The 22723-nt window shown below is 66.8% G+C and carries 20 protein-coding genes and 1 tRNA gene; 12 read left to right on the top strand and 9 right to left on the bottom strand.

The features are described 5' to 3' along the window. Positions 1–20: 20 nt before the first annotated feature. Positions 21–3692: a hydantoinase B/oxoprolinase family protein gene (locus D573_RS0105405; protein WP_018937848.1), complete on the bottom strand. Its 3672-nt coding sequence runs from the start codon at positions 3690–3692 to the stop codon at positions 21–23. An 82-nt stretch (positions 3693–3774) separates the two neighbouring features. Here D573_RS0105405 and D573_RS0105410 point away from each other — a divergent pair, with 82 nt between their 5' ends. Together D573_RS0105410 and D573_RS0105415 are read left to right on the top strand one after the other, a co-directional pair. Then, entirely contained in the window at positions 3775–4854 is a 1080-nt protein-coding gene (locus D573_RS0105410) for a metal-dependent hydrolase (protein ID WP_018937849.1), read from the top strand. Between the two features lie 59 nt (positions 4855–4913). Beyond that, positions 4914–5177: a hypothetical protein gene (locus D573_RS0105415; RefSeq protein WP_051076210.1), complete on the top strand. Its 264-nt coding sequence runs from the start codon at positions 4914–4916 to the stop codon at positions 5175–5177. A 267-nt stretch (positions 5178–5444) separates the two neighbouring features. Here the strand turns inward: D573_RS0105415 and D573_RS14805 are convergent, their stop codons facing one another. The 3 genes from D573_RS14805 to D573_RS0105430 all read right to left on the bottom strand — a co-directional run bounded on the left by D573_RS14805 (position 5445) and on the right by D573_RS0105430 (position 6750). Continuing rightward, positions 5445–5651: a hypothetical protein gene (locus D573_RS14805; protein ID WP_018939179.1), complete on the bottom strand. Its 207-nt coding sequence runs from the start codon at positions 5649–5651 to the stop codon at positions 5445–5447. A 582-nt stretch (positions 5652–6233) separates the two neighbouring features. Continuing rightward, positions 6234–6324: transfer RNA gene (locus tag D573_RS0105425), tRNA-Ser, on the bottom strand. A 96-nt stretch (positions 6325–6420) separates the two neighbouring features. Next, entirely contained in the window at positions 6421–6750 is a 330-nt protein-coding gene (locus D573_RS0105430) for a DUF1820 family protein (RefSeq protein ID WP_018144371.1), read from the bottom strand. A 111-nt stretch (positions 6751–6861) separates the two neighbouring features. Here D573_RS0105430 and D573_RS0105435 point away from each other — a divergent pair, with 111 nt between their 5' ends. The 3 genes from D573_RS0105435 to D573_RS0105445 all read left to right on the top strand — a co-directional run bounded on the left by D573_RS0105435 (position 6862) and on the right by D573_RS0105445 (position 10888). Further along, positions 6862–7722, top strand: a complete 861-nt coding sequence (locus D573_RS0105435; protein WP_026287920.1) for a diiron oxygenase — start codon at positions 6862–6864, stop codon at positions 7720–7722. 68 nt (positions 7723–7790) lie between these two features. After that, a complete protein-coding gene (gene mltF, locus D573_RS0105440) occupies positions 7791–9344 on the top strand; it encodes a membrane-bound lytic murein transglycosylase MltF (RefSeq protein WP_018937852.1) in 1554 nt (517 codons plus the stop codon). A 242-nt stretch (positions 9345–9586) separates the two neighbouring features. Further along, a complete protein-coding gene (locus D573_RS0105445; protein ID WP_018937853.1) occupies positions 9587–10888 on the top strand; it encodes an NRAMP family divalent metal transporter in 1302 nt (433 codons plus the stop codon). A 22-nt stretch (positions 10889–10910) separates the two neighbouring features. On the opposite strand, the gene D573_RS0105450 is transcribed toward D573_RS0105445, so the two are convergent. After that, positions 10911–11822 carry an NAD(P)-dependent oxidoreductase gene (locus D573_RS0105450; RefSeq protein ID WP_018937854.1) on the bottom strand — a complete coding sequence of 304 codons (912 nt, stop codon included), beginning with the start codon at positions 11820–11822 and terminating at the stop codon, positions 10911–10913. A gap of 76 nt (positions 11823–11898) precedes the next feature. Between D573_RS0105450 and D573_RS0105455 the strand changes: the two genes are divergently transcribed. The 6 genes from D573_RS0105455 (at position 11899) to rlmKL (ending at position 18285) form a co-directional block, all read left to right on the top strand. Then, on the top strand, positions 11899–12762 hold the full coding sequence (locus D573_RS0105455) for a DMT family transporter (RefSeq protein ID WP_018937855.1): 864 nt from the start codon (positions 11899–11901) through the stop codon (positions 12760–12762). A 193-nt stretch (positions 12763–12955) separates the two neighbouring features. Beyond that, positions 12956–13402 (top strand): DsrE family protein, encoded by a 447-nt coding sequence (locus D573_RS0105460; protein ID WP_018937856.1) that lies wholly within the window; start codon positions 12956–12958, stop codon positions 13400–13402. 300 nt (positions 13403–13702) lie between these two features. Continuing rightward, positions 13703–14149: a DsrE family protein gene (locus tag D573_RS0105465; RefSeq protein WP_018937857.1), complete on the top strand. Its 447-nt coding sequence runs from the start codon at positions 13703–13705 to the stop codon at positions 14147–14149. A 135-nt stretch (positions 14150–14284) separates the two neighbouring features. Next, complete coding sequence (locus D573_RS0105470; RefSeq protein ID WP_018937858.1) at positions 14285–15190, top strand: ABC transporter ATP-binding protein; 906 nt, start codon at positions 14285–14287, stop codon at positions 15188–15190. A 4-nt stretch (positions 15191–15194) separates the two neighbouring features. After that, the gene (locus D573_RS0105475) at positions 15195–15980 is read left to right on the top strand and encodes an ABC transporter permease (RefSeq protein WP_018168568.1); all 786 of its coding nucleotides are present in this window, start codon (positions 15195–15197) and stop codon (positions 15978–15980) included. 82 nt (positions 15981–16062) lie between these two features. Next, positions 16063–18285 carry a bifunctional 23S rRNA (guanine(2069)-N(7))-methyltransferase RlmK/23S rRNA (guanine(2445)-N(2))-methyltransferase RlmL gene (rlmKL, locus tag D573_RS0105480; protein ID WP_018937859.1) on the top strand — a complete coding sequence of 741 codons (2223 nt, stop codon included), beginning with the start codon at positions 16063–16065 and terminating at the stop codon, positions 18283–18285. A gap of 100 nt (positions 18286–18385) precedes the next feature. Here the strand turns inward: rlmKL and D573_RS0105485 are convergent, their stop codons facing one another. Continuing rightward, positions 18386–18712 carry a hypothetical protein gene (locus D573_RS0105485; protein WP_018937860.1) on the bottom strand — a complete coding sequence of 109 codons (327 nt, stop codon included), beginning with the start codon at positions 18710–18712 and terminating at the stop codon, positions 18386–18388. 9 nt (positions 18713–18721) lie between these two features. Further along, positions 18722–20053 carry a sulfite oxidase gene (locus D573_RS0105490; protein WP_018937861.1) on the bottom strand — a complete coding sequence of 444 codons (1332 nt, stop codon included), beginning with the start codon at positions 20051–20053 and terminating at the stop codon, positions 18722–18724. Positions 20054–20379: 326 nt separating this feature from the next. On the opposite strand from D573_RS0105490, the gene D573_RS0105495 reads away from it, so the two are divergent. Then, positions 20380–21120 (top strand): FKBP-type peptidyl-prolyl cis-trans isomerase, encoded by a 741-nt coding sequence (locus tag D573_RS0105495; RefSeq protein WP_018937862.1) that lies wholly within the window; start codon positions 20380–20382, stop codon positions 21118–21120. Between the two features lie 2 nt (positions 21121–21122). Here D573_RS0105495 and scpB read toward each other — a convergent pair whose 3' ends face one another. Both scpB and D573_RS0105505 read right to left on the bottom strand, forming a co-directional pair. Then, positions 21123–21848 carry an SMC-Scp complex subunit ScpB gene (scpB, locus tag D573_RS0105500; protein WP_018937863.1) on the bottom strand — a complete coding sequence of 242 codons (726 nt, stop codon included), beginning with the start codon at positions 21846–21848 and terminating at the stop codon, positions 21123–21125. Further along, positions 21845–22714, bottom strand: coding sequence for a ScpA family protein (locus D573_RS0105505; protein WP_018937864.1), 870 nt, complete (start codon positions 22712–22714; stop codon positions 21845–21847). Before D573_RS0105505 ends, scpB begins: the two co-directional genes overlap by 4 nt. Positions 22715–22723 lie beyond the last annotated feature (9 nt).

A 22723-nucleotide genomic window follows, 5' to 3' on the forward strand; every position in this document is an offset into this window, starting at 1 on the left:
GCCCCCGTGCTACGGCGGGTCTATTCCCTGACGCGCCCGTAGCCGCCGCCGCCCGGGGTCCGGATCTCTACTGCATCCCCCGGCGCCACCGACTGGCGATCACAGCCTGCCATCGACTCGCGCGTACCATCCGCGCGCAGAATGGCATCCTCGCCAGGCGCCCCCGGCTCGCCACCCTCCAGCCCGAACGGGGGCACGCGACGCCGATTGGCCAGCAGCACCACCTCCATCGCCGCATCAAAACCCAACCGCCGGATCACGCCGTCACCCCCCCGGCGCTGCCCCCGGCCGCCGGAGCCCCGGCGATAGCCGAACTGCTCCACCCGAACCGGGAAACGACTCTCCAGCACCTCCGGGTCGGTCAGGCGCGAATTGGTCATGTGCGTCTGTACGGCGCTGGCCCCGTCATAGCCGGGTCCGGCCCCGGCGCCGCCGGCGATGGTCTCGTAGTACTGCCGCTCGGCATCGCCGAAGGTCAGATTGTTCATCGTGCCCTGGGCCGCGGCCTGCACCCCGAGGGCGCCGAACAGCGCGTCGGTCACCACCTGCGAGGTCTCGACGTTGCCCGCCACCACTGCAGCGGGTGGGGCCGGGTTCAGCAGGCACCCCCCCGGGATCGCCAGGTCCACCGGCGCCAGGCAGCCATCGTTCAGGGGAATCTCGTCCTCCAGCAGCGTGCGCAGCACGTACAGCACCGCCGCACGGACGATGGAGCCCGGGGCGTTGAAGTTATCCTCGCGGGCCGGCGAGGTCCCCGCGAAATCGATCCGCAGGCGGCGCGCTCCCGGATCGGGGGCCACGGCCACCCGGATCTCGGCCCCGTTGTCCAGCGCATAGGTGAACGTGCCACCTTCCAGGCCCGCGATCAGCCGTTGTACCGCCTCGGTGGCGTTGTCCTGCACATGCCGCATGTAGGCCGCCACCTTGGCCACGCCATATTCGTCCAGCAGCCGGCCCAGCTCTTCGAGCCCCTTGCGGTTGGCCGCCACCTGGGCCTCCAGATCGGCCAGATTCTGCTCCGGGTTGCGTGCCGGCCACTCGCCCGAACCCAGTAGCGCCCGCATCGCCGGAGACGAGAAACGCCCATCGCGCACAAGAAGGGTCGGCGGGATCAGCACGCCCTCTTCTTCCAGCCGACGGGAGAAGGCCGGCATCGAGCCCGGCGTGATGCCGCCAACATCAGCATGGTGGCCGCGCGAGGCCACGAAAAACGCCGGTTGCGCGATCCCGGCCTGCGGATCCTCCGTCACTGCATCCCCGGGGCCCACGAAGACCGGTGTGACCACGGTGATGTCCGGCAGATGGGTGCCGCCGTTGTAGGGATCGTTCAGCACCCAGGCGTCTCCGGGACGCAGATCTCCATCCGCCGCCGCGACCACCGCGCGCACGCTGGCGCCCATCGAGCCCAGATGCACCGGCATGTGGGGAGCATTGGCGACCAGGTTCCCGCTGGCATCGAACAGCGCACAGGAGAAATCCAGGCGCTCCTTGATGTTCACCGAATGGGCGGTATTGCGCAGTGTGAACCCCATCTGGTCGGCGATTGCCATGAAGCGATTGTTGAAGACTTCTAGCAGGATGGGGTCGCGCGGGATCGCGTCCACATCGGTGGTTTCGGCTGCCCCCCGCCGACCGCCGCCCACCTCGCGCTCCAGGCACAGCGTGCCCTCGTGCTCGATCCGACCCCGCCAGCCCGGCTCCAGCACCAGCGTCGCGGTGGCCTCGATTACCAGTGCCGGCCCTGCCAGTGTCATCCCGGGGCCCAGGGCCTCGCGCCGGTACAGGGGTACGTCGCGCATCTCGCCCGCCACGACCATCGCGACCGTATCCGCCTCCGGTGCAGGACGCTCGACCATCGTTTCCGGTACCCGATCCGGCGGCAACTCGGTACCGGTCGCGATGGCCTCGGCCGCCGCGACCGCCACCACCAGCTCGCGATCCGGCGGGGCGAAGCCGTAGCGCCCGCGATAGACTGCAGCGAAGGCCTCCATCAGAGCATCGAAGGATCCGGCCGGAACCTCCAGCGCGGTATCGGAACCGGCCAGCCGCAGATGCAGCCGGCGCTCGATGCGCATGGCCCCGCGCTCTACCCCTTGTTCCGCCAGGGCCTCAGCGGCGGCCTCGGCCTGATCCTCCAGAGCAGCGTCGATCGCCACGGCATGTTCGTCGTCCAGTGGCCATTCCAGGCTCCGCTCGCGCAGGGCCCGCAGCTCGCCCAGCCCCATCCCGTAGGCGGACAGTACGCCTCCCAGCGGATGGAACAGGATGTGGCGCATGCCCAGCTGTTCCGCGACCCGGCAGGCATGCTGCCCACCCGCCCCACCAAAGCAGACCAGGGCATAGCGCGAGACGTCATGGCCCCGCTGCACCGAGATGGTCTTGATTGCCTGGGCCATGTGCTCAACTGCGATCTGCAGCAGCCCCTCGGCCAACGCCTCCGGTGTCACCTCCTCGGCCGTCATCGACATGACCTGAACCGCCAGCTCATCGAACTGCTGCCGGACCGGCTCCGGGTCCAGCGGACGGTCGCGCTCGGGGCCGAACACGGCCGGGAAATACTCCGGTCGCAAGCGCCCCAGCAGCACATTGCAATCGGTCACCGTCAACGGCCCACCCTGGCCGTAACAGGCCGGGCCGGGCTGCGCGCCGGCGGACTCCGGCCCGACCCGCAAGCGGATCCCGTCGAAGCGGCAGACCGACCCACCGCCAGCGGCCACGGTATGGATATCCAGCATCGGCACGCGCAGACGCGCACCCGCCACCTCGCTCTCCTGGCGGCGTTCCAGCTCCCCGGCCAGGTGTGCGACATCGGTGGAGGTCCCGCCCATGTCGAACGTGATCAGGCGCTCGAAGCCGAGTGGCGCGGCGGTCTTCAGCGCGCCGACGATGCCGCCGGCCGGCCCGGACAGGATCGCGTCGCGGCCGCGAAAGTGTGCCGCGTCCACCAGCCCGCCATGCGACTGCATGAAGCGCAGCGGCACATCCCCCAGTTCGCCGGCCACCTGATCGACATAGCGGCGCAGCACGGGCGACAGGTAGGCATCCACCACCGTGGTCTCGCCACGCGGCACCAGCTTGATCAGCGGGCTGGTCGCGTGGCTGGTCGCCACCTCGGCAAAGCCCATCTCCCGCGCAAGCGCCGCGATGGCCTGCTCATGCGCCGGATAGCGATAGCCGTGGATGCAGACGATCGCCACCGAACGAATGCCGTCATCCAGCGCCGCCTGCAGGCGCGGGCGCAGCTCGTCAAGATCCACCGGCTGGAGGACCACCCCGGCCGCATTCACCCGCTCGCGCACCGCAGCCACTTGCGTATAGATCGGCTGTGGCAGGCGGATGATGCGCGCAAACAGGTCGGGCCGCGCCTGGTGCCCGATCGCCAGTGCGTCCTCCAACCCTGCGGTGACGACCAGGAGGGTCGGCTCGCCCTTGCGCTCCAGTAGCGCGTTGGTCGCCACCGTGGTGCCCATGCGCACCTCGTGGATCAACCCAGGCGGAATCGCGGCGTCGGCGGCCAGATCGAGGAGATCGCGGATACCCTGTACCGCGGCATCGGCATACGCCTGCGGGTTGTCCGACAGCAGCTTGCGAGTATGCAACCGTCCTTCCGGGGCGCGCGCGACCAGGTCGGTGAAGGTGCCGCCGCGATCCACCCAGAACTGCCATTGGTTGTCGGTTCCGGCTTGAGTCATGTCTGCCGCTCTGGTTTGATCACGTGAACTCGGGCGCCGCGCGCCAGTCGCAAGCGCGTCACCTAAAAGGAAATGCTCCCGCATGGATCCCGTCACCCAAGCCAGCCTGGGCGCCGTTGTCGGCGGCCTGACCCTCGGATCACGCCTGGGCCGCAAGGCCATCCTGCTGGGCGCCGCCGTGGCCATCGTCCCGGACCTGGACGTGCTTATAGCCTACGGGGACGACGTCTCCGATTTCATCTATCACCGCGGCTTCAGCCACTCCCTGCTTGTCCATCTGCTGGTCGCGACGGGCGTAGCGGGCCTGCTCGCACGCATTCCGGCCACCCGCGATATCGGCTTCGGACGCTGGTGGTGGTTCCTGTTCCTGGTGCTGTCCACGCATGTGCTGCTGGATGCGCTCACCACCTACGGCACCCAGCTACTTTGGCCATTCGCCGGGCCGGTCGGAACAGCCTCGATCTTCGTGATCGACCCGCTCTACACCCTGCCCCTGCTGGTCGCCGCGATCGGCGCGTTGTTCTACCGCTTCGCACCGCGGCTACTGGTGGCCGGGCTGGTCCTGTCCACCGCCTATGCCGGGTCCGGACTGGCGCTGAAGGCCTGGATCGACCACCGCATCCAGCCCACCCTCATCGCGATGGACCTGCAGGACCAGCCGCGCATGGTGCAGCCTACCCCGTTCAACCTCCTGCTGTGGCGCATCACCGTCGTGGATAATGAACGCTTTCTGGAGGCATGGGTGGGCATCTTCGACCAGCCGATCCGTCCCGACTTCGAGGCCTTCGAGCGCGGCGCGCACCTGCAGGACGAGGCCCTGGCCCTGGAGGACGGCCAGCGTCTGCAATGGTTCGCCGGCGACTTCCTGCGCTTCCACCGGGTCGAGCACACCGACGCCCCCGACCGGCTGGTCGTCACCGACCTGCGCCTCGGCGCACCTGGCTTCTTCCCCTTCGGCTTCGAGATCGCCGAGGAACGCGACGGCAACTGGCAACCCATCACCAGCCGCCAAGTCCGCGAGACCGGCCCGCGTGAAGACGCGATCCGTGCCATCGCCACGCGCATCATTGATCCGGAGGGTGCGCCCTGCCTCATGGACCTGGCCGAACCCGATTACGCCATCACCCGGCCGCCGCCGCGCTGCCGCCTGCAGATGCCGTGATCGGATCCGACGAGCCTGAACCGGGACCCGCGGCCGCCTGCGAACTGTGTGGCCGCAAGATGGACGCGCTGACCCGCCACCACCTGATCCCGCGCAAGCAGCACCGGCGCAAGCGCATCCGCCGACGATTCAGCCGCGCCGAGCGCGAGGCCCGCATCCTGTGGGTCTGCCGCCCCTGCCATGACCACATCCATAAACACTTCGACGAACAAACCCTGGCGGAACGCCTGAACACCCGCGAGGCGCTCCTCGCCGAACCGGTCGTCCACGACTTCGTCACCTGGATCGCCCGCCACCCACCCGGCTTCAAGCCCCGCGGCTAGACCCCGGGGGACACAGGACGGCCACTTCCCAAGCCCCGACCTCTTTTGCCTGCGCCGGCGGTGTCGGCGGCTGGTCCCGGTTCGTCCTCCGGTGTTTACGTGCCTCCGTCCGGCCGCCTGCCGAGCGCTGACTCGCCAGTGCGCCGCGAGGTACTTTCTTGCTTGCCCAAGAAAGTACCCAAAGAAGGGCACCCGGATTCCGCCCGGGAACCTTGCTCCAGGGCTCTCGGGCCGGCGGCGCTGAACTCGCTGCGCCTGCGGCTCCGCTCAGACATCCAGCGCCTTCTCCCGGCCCGAGAACCCTTCCGCAAGGGGCTCCATACGGGAGGGGAAGGTCAAAACAGCAGGTATTTCGGCCCCGTGGCACAACAACAGGCACAGCCGCTCGAAGGCCCCCGGCGCCCGCTCGGCGGGCGCGGCACGCCATGGCCGCAGGCCGAGCGTGCCGAAGATGTCCGAAAGCCTAGCCATCATCCACTGGCAACAACGTCGGGACAGCCGTTGTCTTGACCTTCCTCCCCGTTGTCGTCGCGCCGAGTGGAGAGGCTTTTCGCGGGAGAAAAGGCGCTGGATGTCTGAGCGGAGCGCAGCGCAGCGAGTTCAGCGCCGCCCGCGAAAAGCCTCGGAGCGAGGGAAACCCCGGCCCGCGCAGCGGGCCGGGGTCGCGGCAGTCGGGCGTGTTTCTTGGGTACTTCTTTGCACGAGCAAAGAAGTACCTCGCGGTGCGCTCGCGAGAGAGCGCCTGGCAGGCGGCGGACCGAAGCCACCGTAAACACCGGATGCCGAACCAGGACCAGCCACTAGCCGGCAAGCAGGATCCCCGAGGCCAAAAATGCAAAAGGGGCCAACCTGGCCCCTTTGCTTGAATCTGGCGGAGAGGGAGGGATTACGGCGACGTGGTCGCCGCCCTCAGGGCCGCCTCCGCGCTGCTTCGGCGTTCCGGTGTCGCTTCGCGCCACCGGTCGAACCATCATCTCGATCGATCGAGGGTTCGAATCCCGATACGCCAGGGGCTGGAAATACAAAAGGGGCCAACCTGGCCCCTTTGCTTGAATCTGGCGGAGAGGGAGGGATTCGAACCCTCGATACGGGGTTACCGTATACACACTTTCCAGGCGTGCGCCTTCGACCGCTCGGCCACCTCTCCGTTTTCCGCAACCGCTGGACGGTCACGAAGCGCGGAATCCTAAACCAGGCGCGGCAGCGGCGCAATGGAGGGGACGAAAAACAGCAGCTTGCGGGATCAGGAACCGCCCTTGCCCGGAAGTCCTGGAAAGGCGTGCACATTGCCCCCGGCAGTTCCCGCATCGTGAATGCGCGGGGTACCCACTGCCGTGACCTCGTCGATCCGGATCAACGCGTGCATTGGCACATGGAAGCGCTCCACACCCTCGAACTCGGTGCGCAAGCGCTCCTCCGAGGGGTCCACCACCACCTGTGTGCGCTCGCCGAACAGCAGGCCCTCGATGGTGACGAAACCGTAAAGCTCGTCCTGGTAAACGTCACGGGCGTACAGCTCGTACGTTTTTCCGTTGTTCAGGAAATTGATTCGGTACCGCAGATTCTTGTCCATGGGCTCCATCATGGGGGAGCAACCGCAGATTGCAACGGGTTGGCGTTGGTCCGGAGCGCCAGAGTCGGTATGATTCCGGGCGTTATCCGCATGGGTCCCGGCACGCCAACGATGAATTCCTCCCAGGAGCTGCTCGATCATTTGAGCCGCAACAGCTCGCCGTACCAGGATCCGCTCACGCGGATTCGCTGGGATGCGCTGTCTTCGGAGGACTACTGGATCCCGGAAGAGGCCATCTCGCTGTTCGGCACGCCGGAATATTCCGCGCTGTCGGGCGAGCAGAAACGGCGCCTCTCGCAATACGAATTTCTCTATTTCATCAGTGGCGCGCTATGGCTGGAAGGTCTGTTCATGGAACGCATCTCGCGCATCTCCATGCACTCGACCGGCCGCCTGGACCGGCTGAACTACCGCCTGCACGAGCTGCGTGAAGAGGCCGGTCACAGCCTGATGTTCATCGAGTTCATGCGCCGCAGCGGGCTGGAGCTGCCGGAACGACGCTTTCCGAAACCCAAGCTCGCCACCCTGGTCGGCCGCTTTGCCCCCTTCGAGTCCTCGATCTTCTGGATCGCGGTGATGATCGGCGAGGAGGTCCCGGACCGGATGAACCGCCTGATCCACCAGCGCCGCGACCAGATCAGCCCCACGGTGCATGACGTCGTCTCCACCCACATGATCGACGAAGCGCGCCACATGGCACATGCCCGCGACACGCTGGAAAGCTACCTGGATACCCTGCCGACCTGGCAGAAGGCGGCCTACCGCCCGCTGATGCGTCGGGTGTTCCGCCAGTTCGTGCACGCCTTCTACTACCCCACGGCGGATATCTACCAGCTCGCGGGCCTGCCCGCGGGCCCGAACTACCGCCGTCTAGCGCACGATAACCCCCGTCGGGCCGCCTTCATCGATACCTGTGTCGACCCCGCACTGCAGGTCCTCCGCGCCCAGGGTCTGGTCCTGAACTGGCGATAGGGTCACCACCTCCCTGCGCCGGTCATCGCCCAGCACTGCCTGCACGGCCGATTGGGTATCATCGGTTCATGTTCCCGCACCTTCGCCTTCGCCCACCGAGCTCGACCTGGCGCCAGATCGAGCTCGGCGTGTTCATCGTGTTGCTGGTGATGATCGGCCTGCGGGTCTGGTTCCAGCCGCCCTCGGCCCTCCAGCAATTGACCTTCCGCGAGGAACTGCAGGTAGTGCTGGTCGAAGCGCCCTTGGGGCGCTCGGAGCTGGCGGCCACTAGTGGCCACGACCAACTGGAACTGGCCCTGCTGCATGGCTTCGCGAAGGAACTGGGCACGCGCATTCGCGTAACCCGCGTGGAGACCGCCGCCGAGGCCCACCGCCGCCTGCGCGAACACCGGGCGGACTTGGCCGCCGGGCTGCTGGTGGACCCCGATGAACCGACGATCGAACGCGGTCCGGAGATCCTCGCCATCCAGCAGGTTCTCGCCTTCTGGCGCGGCAACGAATCCACCGCTGCACTGCCCGCCCTCGCCAGCCTGCCCGCCGGAACCCGACTCGGACTCACCGCACAGTCGCCGCTGCCGGAACGCCTGCGGGCCCATCTGGCCCACGCCGACGCGGCGAGGCAACAGGTATCGGTCCGGGCAGGGGATCCGGAGTCCGAGACCCCGAATCCGGGCCTGTTCGAGACCCTCGGGTACGAGCCGCGAGACCCGCCGGTCGAGCTGGTACCCATCGGGACCGCCGAAGCACAACGCCAGGCATTGGCCGCGGGCCAAATCGACTATGCACTGATGAGCTCCCTGGAGTTCGGCCGGCTGCAACGCTTACATCCCGATCTGCGTACCGCCTATGAGTTCGAGCGCGGGGTGGCCGTCACCTGGCTGTTCCCGGCCGGCTTCGACCGCAGCCTGATCGACGCGGCGGAGGCCTACATTGACCGCCTGCGAGAGAACCGCGACCTGGAACTGATGATCGACCGCTACCTGGGCCATCTGGAGACCCACGACCTGGTGGACGCCCTGACCTTCGCCCGGCGCGTGGATAGCCAGCTGGATCGCTTTCGCGGCCTGTTCGAACGCGCCGGCGCAGAATACGGCCTGGACTGGCGCTTCATCGCCGCCGTGGCCTACCAGGAGTCTCACTGGAACGCGGAGGCCATCTCCCCCACCGGGGTGCGCGGACTGATGATGCTGACCCAGAACACCGCATCCGGCCTCGGCGTCGAGGACCGCACCGATCCGGCATCCAGCGTGGACGGTGGCACCCGCTACCTGCTGGACCTGCGTGAGCGCCTACCGGAACGCATCCCGGAACCGGACCGCACCTGGATGACGCTGGCGGCCTACAACGTCGGTCTGGGACACCTGCATGACGCCCGGCGTCTGGCCGACGCCAACGGCGACGATCCGGATCGCTGGCTGGACGTAATGCAGTGGCTGCCACGGCTGGCGGAACGCGAATGGCACGAGCAAACCCGCTACGGCTACGCCCGCGGCTGGGAGCCGGTCCTCTACGTGCAGAACATTCGCAGCTATTACGACAAGTTGATCCAGCGCTTCCCCGCAAGCAGCGATCAGATCCCCAACGCACCGCAAATCTACCGTCGCGTCCCCCTGTCGCTCTGAAGCGTGGCGGGCGCGGTCAGCGCGCGCCCTCGTCTTCCCTGGACGACGCTGATGAGTCGCGTTGATCCCCGCAGATTTTTCGAAACAAGGCGCACCGTACGGGCCTTGGCGGCCTGCGATCCGCTGCCCATCCATGAGCCCCGAGGCAGGATCGGGAACATGGGGCACCCAAACGCACGTGTACATAGATCAATGTTTCCCTAGAATCCGTACCCCACACCCTTACCCCCGGACCCAGGCCCATGAATGCTTCCACCCGCGCCTCCCTGCGCGCAGCCATCGGACCAGGCCTGCTGATGGCCGGAGCGGCAGTGGGCGTCTCGCATCTGGTCCAGGCCACCCGGGGCGGGGCCGAATACGGGCTGCTGCTGATCCCGATCGTGCTGCTGGCCTGCCTGTTCAAGTATCCATTCCTGGAGTTCGGCCCGCGCTACGCGGCCGCCACTGGACATCACCTGCTGACCGGCTACCACCGGCTCGGCAACTGGGCACTCGGGCTCTACATCGCGGTGACCGTGGGTACCCTGTTTACCATCCAGGCAGTGGTCACGCTGACCACCGCCGGGCTGGTCACACTGGTCTTTGACCTGGATCTGTCGGTCACCCTGGTCTCGGCCCTGGTGCTGGCCGCATGCATTACGTTCCTGATGATCGGCGCCTACCGCGGGCTCGACCTGGGCATGAAGATCATCATGGCGGCGCTCAGCGTCTCCACCGTGGCCGCCGTGGCACTCGCCTTCCGCGAGGCTCCGGACCTGGTCACCCTGTCCGGCGCGCAAGAGTGGTCGAGCCTCTGGACCCTGGCCGGCTTCGCGTTCGTGCTGGCCCTTCTGGGATGGATGCCGATCCCGCTCGATGTGGCCGCCTGGCATTCGATCTGGACCCAGGAGCGCGCCCGCCAGACGGGCCACGCCCCGACGGTACGCGAGGCGATCTTCGACTTCCGCCTGGGCTACCTGGGCGCGGTGGTGATTGCCCTCGCGTTCATGCTGCTGGGCGCGGTGCTGATGTATGGCAGCGGGAGCGGCTTTGCCCCGGGGGCGGCCGCCTTCTCCGCTCAGCTGGTAGACCTGTATGCCCATAGTCTGGGCGAATGGAGCCGCACCCTGATCGCCGTGGCCGCCCTGACCACAATGTTCTCGACCACCCTGGCCGTCACCGATGCCTACCCCCGTGTGATCGTGGCGATCATCCGCACCCTGCGCGAGGACGGCCACGCACCACAGACCATGGATCCCTCGCGCAAAGGCGAACGAGGCCTGGACTGGTGGGGCTACCGGATCGCGCTGCTGGTGGTCGCCAGCGGCGCCGTGCTGCTGATTTCGCAGGCCGGGGAACACTTCACCCGCCTGGTCGATTTCGCCACGCTGCTGTCGTTCCTGTCCGCCCCAGTACTGGCCTGGATCACCTTCAAGGTGGTGATGTCACCGGACATGCCGGAGCAACACCGACCAGGGCGCGGCATGCGCGCCCTGTCCTGGGCCGGGATCGTATTCGGCCTGGTGTTCTCGGTGCTCTACATCCTCTGGCGCCTGTTCGGCTAACCCGCGACGCGAAGAACCGCCTTTAACGCCCTTGATCGTCACGGGCGTGAAGGCAAAAACGCGCCAGGATGGCCACATCGTGATCGGCCTGCCCGGCCTCCAACGCCTCGTCCACCGCGCGTCGCACCGGCTTGAGTCCGTCAAGGCTCAGCCCCACCTCCTCGCCCAGCCCGGCCACAATGCCCAGATCCTTGTGGTAGAGCCCGGTCTGGAAACCGGGCTCGAAGTCGCCATCCAGTAGCCGCTGGCCGTGTACCTCCAGGATGCTCGAACCGGCAAAGCCTCCCATTAACGCCTCGCGCATGCGTGCCGGGTCCACCCCGGTCTGTTCGGCCAACGCAAACGCCTCCCCGATCGCGACCAGGGTCTCGCCCACCACCAGCTGGTTGCAGGCCTTGGCGATCTGCCCCGCACCGCTGTCGCCCACGTGAGTCAGGGTGGAGCCCACCACCTCGAAGATCGGTCGCAGCCTCTCGACAACATCGACCGGCCCGCCCACCATCAGGCTCAGGGTCCCGGCCCGCGCGCCCGGCTCCCCGCCCGAAACCGGGGCATCCACGAAGGTCACCTCGCGTTCGGCGGCCGCGCGGGCGATGGCGCGGGTACGCATCGGGTCGATGGTGCTGTGATCAATCACGACCAGTCCGGGACGGGCATGCTCCAGGACCCCATCCGGCCCCAGCATCAGCGCCTCGACATCCGGCGTATCGGAGACATTCAGCACCAGCACCCGCACGCCGCGAACCAGCTCCGGGAGGCTCGTGCATGGCTGCGCCCCATCCTGCGCGAGTGCTTCCGCCGTCTCCGGCCGGCGCGCCCAGACCTGGACGTCGGCCCCGGCGGCGAGGAGGTTGCGATTCATGGGTGCCCCCATGATGCCGAGGCCAATGGCCCCGATCGGCTGCAGTTCGGGCGGGATCTGGGATGCGGACATACGGCACTCCGAAAACGGTACCCACGCACTGTAACAACCCCGCTGGAAAAGCGGCACATGGAGGGTGAACCGGATCATGCAACGCGAACACCTGCACGGCTCCCTGCTCGCCTTCACCGGCGTGATGGCGCTCAGCTTCGACGGACTGCTGGTGCGCCTGGCCGACACCCAGGGCATGGATATCGTCTTCTGGCGCGGGTTGCTGATGGCCCTCGCCCTGACCCTGCTGCTGCGGATCCTCGACGGGCGCTGGGCCTGGACCCACCTGCGACTGGGCGGGCGCGATGCCGGCTGGGTCGCGGCCGGGTTCGCGGCGACCACCATCCTGTTCGTGCTCGCCATCCTGCACACCACGGTCGCCAACGTGGTGGTCATCCTGGCGGCCTCGCCGCTGTTCGCGGCCGTGTTCTCCGGACTGCTACTGCGCGAATGGGTGCCGCTGCGGACCTGGATCGCCATGCTGATCGCTATCGGCGGGATCGGCGGGGTGTTGGCCGGCTCGCTGGAGGCCGGGGGCTGGCTGGGCGACGCCCTGGCGCTGCTGGCGGCCCTGGTGGTCGGCATCAACCTGACCCTGCTGCGCCGCTCGCCCCGGGTGGACCGTCTGGCCGTGATCGCGGCGGGCGGGATGCTGGCCGCGCTGATCGCATGGCCGCTGGCGACGCCACTCGCGGTCGGGCTCGACAGCCTCGCGGTCCTGGCGATCATGGGCCTCCTCCAGCTCCCCCTGGCGCTGACCCTGATCGCCCTGTCGACCCGCTTTCTGCCGGCCGGCGAGGTGGCCCTGTTCCTGGTGCTGGAGGCGGTGTTCGGCACGCTCTGGGTCTGGCTGTTCCTGGCCGAGGCCCCCGGCACCCTCACGCTACTGGCCGGCGGCTTGGTCCTGCTCACCCTGGCCGTGCATGCAACCTGGGGCATGCACCAAAAAAGCTCACGCTAATATTCTAATTTTCGAATTTATATCAAATGCTTATCTTGTATTTTATCGGAATAATCGCCAACGGTTCCCGTCTTACCCAATAACCGGACACCAGAGGCATGGACGCCGCCTGGATCCGGTCTCTGATTGCAACGCGGCATACGCCCCGGGCGTATCGAAAACAAAACACGGGAACAAACGCAGGAGCCCGATCATGAAAAAACGCTTCATCCTTCCGCTGGCCATGGCGGCCGCCGTATTCGCCCTGCCGGGTGCCGCCCTCGCCGACAACGGCTACTCCGAACAGAAAGTCGTCTATCACGTGAACCACGACAACGAACAGCGGCAGATCGGCGCGATGCGGAACATCCAGAACCACATCAACGCCGTGGGCGCCGACCGCATGAGCATCAAGGTCGTGATGCACGGCAACGGGCTCAGCCTGCTGCAGCACGCCAAATCGAACGAGGACCTGAAGGCCTTCGTCGATCAGCTGAAGATGCAGGACGTGGACTTCCAGGTGTGCAACAACACCGTCGTTGGCCGGAACATCGATGTCGCAAACGATCTCTACGACGCCTCCGAGGACGACATCATCCCGAGCGGCGTGGCCCACCTGTCGCACCTGCAGCAGCAGGGCTACACCTACGTGCGTCCGTAATACCCCTGCGGCAAGCACCGCGGCGACCGCCATCTCCCGGTCGTCGCTTCGGGCCCGGGTCTTCCCGGGCCCTTTTCTTTGTGCAACTAGACTCCACTCGCAAACCCGCCCCACACGACACATGACCCTTTTTGTGGCGCTGCAGACGGGAATAGGCGCATGGCTGATGCGTCTTATTCATACCTGTCGATCGCCTTCACCGCGAAGTCCCCGATCGCAGCGCGCCAACCCCGGCGCAAGGCCCCGTGGCGCACCTCAAACCCGCCCGGGTTCGTTGTTGTTTCAGGAGGAACCTGTGCAATGAACGCAATGAAACTGCTCCTTCCCGCCCTGCTCGCCATGGTGCTCGGCGTCCCCGGCCTGGCGGCCGCGAGCGACTTCGACTATGGCACGCACAAAGTGATCTACCACGTGAACTACGACGACGAGCGGCGCTACATGGCCGCGATGGGCAACATCCAGAACCATATCAACGCCGTGGGCGCCGACAACATGGAGATCAAGGTGGTGATGCACGGGGACGGCCTCGGGCTGCTGCAAACTGCCAACACCAACGAGAATCTGCGCGGCCGCATCGAGAACCTGAAGATGCAGAACGTGGAGTTCCAGGTCTGTGCGAACACCCTGCGCGGACGCAATATCGCCCTCGAAGAACTCTTCGACGCCTCCGAGGACGACGTGATCCCCAGCGGCGTGGCGCACATCTCCTGGCTGCAGCACCAAGGCTATACCTACAGCAAGCCATAGCCCCGGCTCGCAATCCATCCACGGGAAGGCCCGGATCGAGAGATCCGGGCCTTTTTCATGGTGCCGCACCGGGGCATTGGGGGCACTGCCGCGAACCGGTATGGTAGGCACTCTCCATTCGTCCCGAGTTTCGCCGTGTCCGCCATTCGCATCCAGCAGCTGTACAAGGCGTACGACGGCGTTGCCGTCGTGGACGGCGTGGATCTGGAGATTGCCCCCGGCGAGTTCTTCGGCCTGCTGGGTCCCAACGGTGCTGGCAAGACCACCACCCTGCGCATGCTGCTGGGCATGACGCCGATCGACGGCGGGCAGGTCGAGGTCCTGGGCCTGCCCATGCCGGAGGGCGAACGCGCCGTGCGCGAACGCCTCGGCATCGTGCCCCAGTTCGACACCCTCGATCCCGACTTCACGGTGATCGAGAACATGCGCACCTACGCCGCCTATTTCGGGATGGCCGGGCCGGAGGTGGAGTCGCGCATCGACCGGCTACTGGGGCAGGTCAACCTGAACGACAAGCGCGGCGCGCGCATCAATGCCCTGTCCGGCGGCATGAAGCGGCGCCTGACCCTGGCCCGTGCGCTGATCAACGAACCCGAGGTGGTGGTGCTGGACGAGCCCACCACCGGTCTCGACCCGCAGGCCCGGCATCATCTGTGGCGCCAGCTTCGGGCGCTGCGCGCCTCGGGCGTCACCCTCGTGCTGACCACCCACTACATGGAAGAGGCCGAGGAGCTGTGCGACCGCATCGCGATCATCGACCACGGCCGCATCATCGCCTGTGATGCCCCGAGCCGGCTGATCGCCGAACACATCGAGCCCTGGGTGCTGACCGTCGGCGGTGCGGACGCCGGGGAGGTCCTGCAGCGCGAACTGGGCCCGAAGGACCGGGCCCACCAGGTAGCGGACACCTGGCTGGTCTACACCGCCGAGCCGGACCGCCTGCGCGAGCGCCTGCGCACGCTCGGCCACGAGCCCACCCTGCGCGAGGCGGATCTGGAAGACGTCTTCCTGAAACTCACCGGCCACGAGCTGAGGGACTGAGCCCATGTCCGGCGACCACCCCATCCTGCCCCGCCCCAGCCTGCGCTTCGTCGCCGTCTGGCGGCGCAACCTTCTGGTCTGGCGCAAGCTGATCGTGCCGTCGATGCTGGGCAATTTCGGCGAGCCGATCCTGTACCTGCTGGCCTTTGGCTACGGCTTCGGCAGCCTGGTGGGCGATCTCGACGGCATGCGCTACATGGTGTTCATCGCCTCGGGCATCATCTGCTCCTCCGCGATGTTCACTGCCAGCTTCGAGGGTATGTATTCCGCCTACACCCGCATGGCGGAACAGAACACCTGGCTGGGCATGCTTGCCACCCCGCTCACGCTGGACGACATCGTCTTCGCCGAGGCCGTCTGGGCCGCGACCAAGGGCCTGATCAGCGCCATCACCATCCTGATCGTCGCCAGCGTGCTGGGGCTGGTGGCCGATGCCCGCGCGCTACTGGCGCTGCCGGTGATCTTCCTCGCCGCGTTCACCTTCGGCGCGCTGGCCCTGGTCATTACCGCCCTGGCGCGCAGCTACGACTTTTTCCTCTACTACTTCACCCTGGCCGTCACGCCGATGTTGCTGCTGTCCGGGGTGTTCTTTCCGCTGACCGAACTGCCCGGCTGGGTGCAGGGCCTGGCCCTGGCACTACCACTGGCGCATGTACTGGAGATCGTGCGTCCGCTGATGACCGGCACCTGGCCCGCGGCCTGGCTGCCGCACCTGGCCGTGATTACCGCCTACGGCGGGAGCGCCATCATCCTGGCCACCTACCTGATCCGCCGGCGCCTGCTGCGCTGAACGCCGCGAGTCTCCAGTCCCGCTCCGGCACGGCACCCGGTTGTGCCAGAATGTCGGGCTTCCCAGCCAGCCCGAGCCCACGATGACCGAGTCTCCCTCCGGCGAACCGATTGCCCCCTTCGACCCGACGGCCGACCGCCGCGAGTATCTGGCCACGGCCGCCGGCGGGCTCGCCCCGCTGGTCGCTCGCGAGCTGGAGGGATTCGGTGCCCTGGACCTGCGCGAAGACCGCGCCGGCATCCACTTTCACGCGGATCTCGCCACGCTGTACCGCTGCCTGCTCGGCAGCCGCGTGGCCAGCCGCATCCTTCTGCCGCTGGTACGCTTCGACGAACCCGACGGCGATGCCTGCTACGTCGCCAGCCGGGCCCTGGACTGGCCCGCCCTGTTCGGGCTCGAAGCCACCTTTGCGGTGGACGTAACCGGCAAGAGTTCGCACATCGGGCATACCCATTTCGCCGGGGTGCGCGTGAAGGATGGCATCGCCGACGCCTTCCGCGACGCCACCGGCGAACGCCCCGACGTGGACGCCGCCGATCCGGACGTGCGCGTGCTGCTGCAACTGCAGGGCCGACAGGCCCAGATCAGCCTGGACCTCGGCAACGGTGGCCTGCACCGTCGCGGCTATCGCGGCAGCGGCGGCGAGGCCCCGCTACGCGAGAACCTCGCTGCCGCGCTGCTGATGCGTGCTGGCTGGCCGGAACACCTGGAGACCCATCCCGACGCGCAGTTCCTCGACCCCTTCTGCGGCAGCGGCACGCTGGTGATCGAGGCCGCCCTGATGGCCACCCATACCGCCCCCGGCCTGCTGCGCGAGGGTTTCCGCCCCCACGGCTGGTCCGGCCACGACGCCGGGCTCTGGGACCGCTGCGTGGCCGAGGCGCGTGACGCGGTGCGCCCCTGGCAGGGCCCGCCGCTGCTGGGCAGCGACCGCGACCGGGGGGCGGTGGCCGCCGCCCGCAAGGCGGCCCAGGCCGCCGGCGTGCGCGACTGCACGCGCTTCGAGCAGGCCGATGCCCTGACCCTGGAGCCCCCGGCCGACCACGGCATGCTGGTCAGCAACCCACCCTACGGCGAGCGCATCGGCAACACCCCGGAACTGATCAAGCTCTACAGTCTGCTGGGCGAGCGCCTGCGCAGCGCCTTCGGCGGCTGGCATGTCGCCCTGCTGGTGGCGGACACCACCGACTCGCAACGCCTGGGCCTGCGCGCCAGCCACAAGCACCGCTTCTACAACGGCACCCTTGCCTGCCACCTGCTGCAGTTCGAGATCCATCGGCGCGACGAGCCGGCCGCGGCCCCGGCGCCAGATTTCGCCAACCGCCTGCAGAAGAACCTGCGTCACCTGGCCCGCTGGGCGCGGCGCCAGGAGATCACCTGCTATCGCATCTACGACGCCGACCTGGCCGAATACCCCCTGCAGATCGACCGCTACGAGGCCGAGGACGGCACGGTTCACCTGCATGTGCAGGAGTTTGCCGCGCCCGCCAGCGTCGATCCCGCACGCGCCGAGGCGCGCCTGCGCGGGGCACTGGCCGCGATGCTGGAGGTTACCGGCATCGAGCCCGCCCACCTGCATTACAAGCAGCGCCGGGCACAGAAGGGACGCTCGCAGTACCAGCGCGCGGAGACCGCCCAGCCCGCTCCGTTTCCGGTGCACGAGCACGGCTGCCGCCTGTGGGTCGACCTGGATGCCTACCTCGACAGCGGGCTGTTCCTGGACCACCGGCCGATGCGACTGCGCCTGCAACAGGAATGCCGTGGCCTGCGCCTGCTGAATCTGTTCTGCTACACCGCCGCGGTCAGCGTGCATGCCGCAGTGGGCGGCGCACGCCAGACCGTATCAGTCGATCTGTCCAACACCTACCTGGAGTGGGCCGAGGACAACTTCCGCGCCAACGGCCTGGAGGCGGAGATCCGCGATGGCCGCAGCCGGCGCCAGCCCGGCACCCACGCCCTGCTGCGCGAGGACGTGATCCACTGGCTGGAAGGGGCCACGGACACCCCCGGCATGGTGTTCGAGCGGATCTTCCTGGACCCGCCCACCTTCTCCAACTCCAAGCGCACCGAGGACGACTTCGAGGTGCAGCGCGACCATGCCCACCTGATCCTCCTGGCCGCGCGCCTGCTCACCCCGGATGGGGTGCTCTACTTCTCCACCAACCGTCGCCGTTTCGAACTGGACCACGAGGCCCTGACCGGACTCGAGGCCCGCGACATCACCCGCGAGACCCTGGACGAAGACTACCGCCGCCCGCCCCCGCCCCATCGCTGCTGGGCCATCACGCACGCAGGCCGGGAATAAAGAAGCTGGGCGCCGCGGGCAACGGCGCCCAGCCCTGCACAGAGCACACAAAAAAACGCCCCGGGAAAACCCGGGGCGTTTTGTATTCACCGTGTCACGATCAATTCGGTGGGTAGAAGGTTTCCAGGTAGTCCAGGATCTCTTCCTCCACTTCGGGGGAAAACTCCCAGAGCCCCTGCGTGTCCTGCATCCAGCGGATCTGTTCCAGCCAGATCTTGCGCGTGTACCCACGGCTGGTGAACAACCGGGCCGAGTGACATACCGTGCAATTGTTCTTGACCGTATCGAATCCCGGCGCCTTGATCAGCCCGGTTTCCGAATCGGTCTCGTATTCCTCGGCGGCCTCGACGTGGTCGCCCGCGGTCGCGGGCACCACCCAGAGGAGGCCGAGGATGGCCGGCAACAACAGGACCATCTTCGACTTCATTAGGGCTCCTTAGGCTTTGACTCGGACATCAATGTGGTGGGCCTTGTTGTTGCCGTAGCCCCGCGGGTTCCAGCCCGGCAGCACCATCGGCTGACGATCGCCCTTGCTGTTGGTGGCCACGGCCCACACCTGATGGAAACCGGGTTCGGAGAACTCGATGTCCGCCTCCCAGGTCTGCCATGCAAACTTGTTCACCGGACGCTTCAGGTCGGCCTTTTGCCAGGTCACCCCGAAATCGGTCGACACATGAAGCTCCTCGACATCGCCATAGCCATCCCAGGCCTTGCCCGCAACCTTCAGCGTGCTGCCAACGGAGGTCTCGGCACCGGTCTGCGGATAGGTGATCAGGGACTTCACCGGCATTTCCTCGAGGACGACCATGTCCTCGTTCGGCACGTCGGCACCCGGCTCCACCGGATGACGCGGTACGCGATAGCTGTGGCCGGTCATGCCCTGACCGTCATGCTCGCGATCACGGACGAGGATCTCGGTCAGCCACTTGCCGCTGGCGGAACCCGGGAAGCCCGGGGTGATCAGGCGCAGCGGATAGCCGTGCTGTTCCGGGATGTCTTCGCCATTCATCGCCCAGACAATGAGGGTCTCGTCTTCCACGGCCTTGCGCATGGGGCAGCCACGCGACAGCGCATCCAGATCATCACGGCCGCTTAGGTGCGCGTCACCGGCCTTGAAGCCAATGTACTCGGCCTTGTCGGCGTCGTAACCGACGTCTTCCAGCACGTCGCGCAGACGCACACCCGTCCAGGTCGGGCAGCCAACCGCACCCAGATCCCACTGGTTCCCGCGCGGGGACGGCTCGAACGCGGCACGCCCGTTGCCACCACACTCGATCCAGATTTGCAGGGTGTGGTGCTCGAACTTCTCCTTGAGGTCCGCGATGGTGTAGGACTTCTCCTCGTTCGCCGCTTCGCCGTGGACCGTCAGGGTCCATGCGGATGCGTCGATCCCGGCCTTCTCCGGAGGAACGCCGTTGTTGCGGATGAACATATTGGGGAACGGGGTCACTTCGTCGTGCAGCAGGTGCGGCGGCAGTTCACCGTTGATCGGGCGGTCATTCAGCCAGATGAAGCCGTCCACCTTGCCATCCACGTGGAAGCCCTCGATGCCGGCGGCCACGGCGCTGGACAGAGTGCTGCGCTGGAACATGGTCTGCATGGCGGTTTCCGCGCCCAGACCCATCACGGCCAGGGCGGCACCGCCCTTGCCCAGGCGACCCAGGAACCCGCGACGGGCCGCGCCCGTCTCGGTCAGCTGTTCGGTTTCCCGGGTTTCTTCTTCGGACTTGCGGTCCATCTCGGAACCATCGTTCTTGTGGTCAGTCATTTGCCTGCCTCCGGCTTGTTCTCGGAACAAAATCTCATGTACTGCCCCTCTCTCCCTGGGACAGCCACTTGGAGTTGTAGCAAACGCCTTCAAAGCCTGCAATAAAAAATGGGGATTTTTTACAAGATCCAGAAACTTCTACATAACGCCTGTATTCGATCACTGACATGTGGTGTAGAATAGCGCCCCACTGGACATCGCAACTTGCTGATACCAATAATTTATTAATAATTTTAAATATTAACGGATGCTACATAATGAAGATCAAGTTTTGTCGTTCCGCATATTCCGGATTTATTATATTTACAGCGGCGCTGATCGGCTCAATGCTCGCAGGCGGCATTGCCAGTGCAGAGTCGGAAGCATCCATCGAAATCCACGAAATCGAAGCCGGCGAAGGGCCCGGGATCGTGCGCCATGACACGGCCATCCTGCATTACACCGGGACGCTGGACGAAGACGGGAGCGTGTTCGATTCCAGCCGCGAGTCCGGCGCGCCATTTGCGCTCACGCTGGGGGCGGGCCAGGTGATCCCGGGCTTCGAACAGGGCGTGATGGGCATGCGCGAAGGCGGCAAGCGCGAAATCGTCATCCCGCCGGAACTCGGCTATGGCGAACGCGGGGCCGGCAACATCATCCCGTCCAACGCGACCCTGCGCTTCGAGGTCGAGATCCTCGACATCGAACGCGCACCGTTTAGCGGGCTGGACAACGAAGGCCTGGCCGAGAAGATCCGCGAGGGCGCAACCATCGTCGACATCCGCCGGCCGGACGAATGGGCGGAGACCGGCGTGATCGAGGGCAGCCATCGCATTACCGCCTTCGACGAGAATGGCGAGCTCAACCCGACCTTTGGCGAGCAGTTCACCAATCTGGCCAAGCCCGACGAGGAAGTCGTACTGATCTGCCGCGTGGGCAACCGCACCGGTGCCCTCGCCCGCGCTTTGGCCGACGGCCTTGGCTACGAGAACGTCTATAACGTGACCGACGGCATCATGGAATGGCTGGACGACGATCGCCTGGTACAGCACGACTGCCCGGAAACCGCCGAAACGGCCCAGTGCTAATCTCAGAGTGAGTGCGTCGGCGGTGCCGGCTCCGGATCCGGATCGGCATCCCCGTCATCGAAATCGAGACGCTGGTTCGTGCCCGGACCGGCGTCTTCTTTCGCGTCCGGTGGCGACAGGCTAAGGCCCGCGTCGGAGGCCACATCCGCCAGGTCGCGGATCTGATCGAGCGGCGGCAGTTCTTCGAGGCGCTGCAGACCCAGGTCGTCGAGGAAGCTACGGGTGGTCGCGTACAGCGCGGGGCGGCCCGGCACCTCCTTGTGCCCTACCACCCGTACCCACTCGCGTTCCTGCAGCGTGCGCATGATCCCGGTACTGACCGCCACCCCGCGCACAGCCTCGATCTCGGCGCGGGTGACCGGCTGGCGATAGGCGATGATCGCCAGCGTCTCCAGCAGGGCCCGTGACAGCCGCGCCGGGCGCTCGGGCTGGGCGGCCTGCACGGTCGCGGAGAAGCGCGAACGCACGCGGAAGCGATACCCGCCAGCGGAGCGCACCAGCTCGATCGCACGATCGTTATAGCGTTCCTGCAGACGACCCAGCGCCCGTTCCAGCAAGGCCTGATCGATCTCGCCAAGGTCCTCGCAGGCAGCCTTCAGGTCGCGCGGCCCCACCGGTTCCGCGGCCGCGAACAGCACGGCCTCCACCGCCAGCTCGACGGCCCGCAACTGTTCGTCATCAACAGCGGCGGCAGACACCTGCACCCCCGATACAGTGGTTTCGTTCACGCCGGCTCTCCCCCTTCGTCTCCCTCGGGCGCCCCACGCCGGCGCAACCGGATAGGGCTGTAGGGTTCGCTCTGGCCCCACTCGATCAGGCCCGCCTTGGTCAGCTCCAGCACCGCCAGGAACGACACCACGACTCCCTGGCGCCCCTCGGTAGCCAGAAGCAGGGTCACGAAATCGGTGAAGCGTTCGGGATGCAGGCTGTCGAGGATGTTCGACATGCGTTCGCGCACCGACAGCTGCTCGGTGGAGACATGATGGTGCGCCATCAGACTGGCGCGGTGCATCACCGCCGCCAGCGCCTCCATGAGCTCGTCCAGCGTCGGCCCGGGCGGCGGTGGGCCCTCGAGCGCCTCGACGCTGGCGCCAGCGGCGAACACATCGCGATCCATGCGCGGGAGGGCATCCACTCGTTCGGCGGCGATCTTGAATTGTTCGTATTCCTGCAGCTGCCGGATCAGCGCCATGCGCGGGTCGGCATCCTCGTCTGCCTCGGCCTCCTTCGGCCGCGGCAGGAGCATGCGCGACTTGATCTCGGCCAGCAGGGCGGCCATCACCAGATACTCCCCCGCCAACTCCAGGCGCAGGGCCTGCATTACCTCGATATAGCCCATGTACTGCCGAGTGATCTCGGCGATGGGGATCGACAGGATGTCGAGGTTCTGGCGACGGATCAGGTACAGCAACAGATCCAGCGGCCCCTCGAAGGAGTCGAGAAAGACCTCCAGGGCGTCGGGCGGGATATAGAGATCGGCCGGCAGCTCCGCCACCGGCTCGCCATGCACACGATAAAGCACCTCCCCGTGCGCGCCGGTCTCGACGGTCGCGGGGCGCTCGAGGTCGTCGCTCGAGTCAGCGTACGGGTCCATGCCTAAGGC

The organism is Thioalkalivibrio sp. AKL9, assembly GCF_000377825.1.
Lineage (GTDB): Bacteria > Pseudomonadota > Gammaproteobacteria > Ectothiorhodospirales > Ectothiorhodospiraceae > Thioalkalivibrio > Thioalkalivibrio versutus.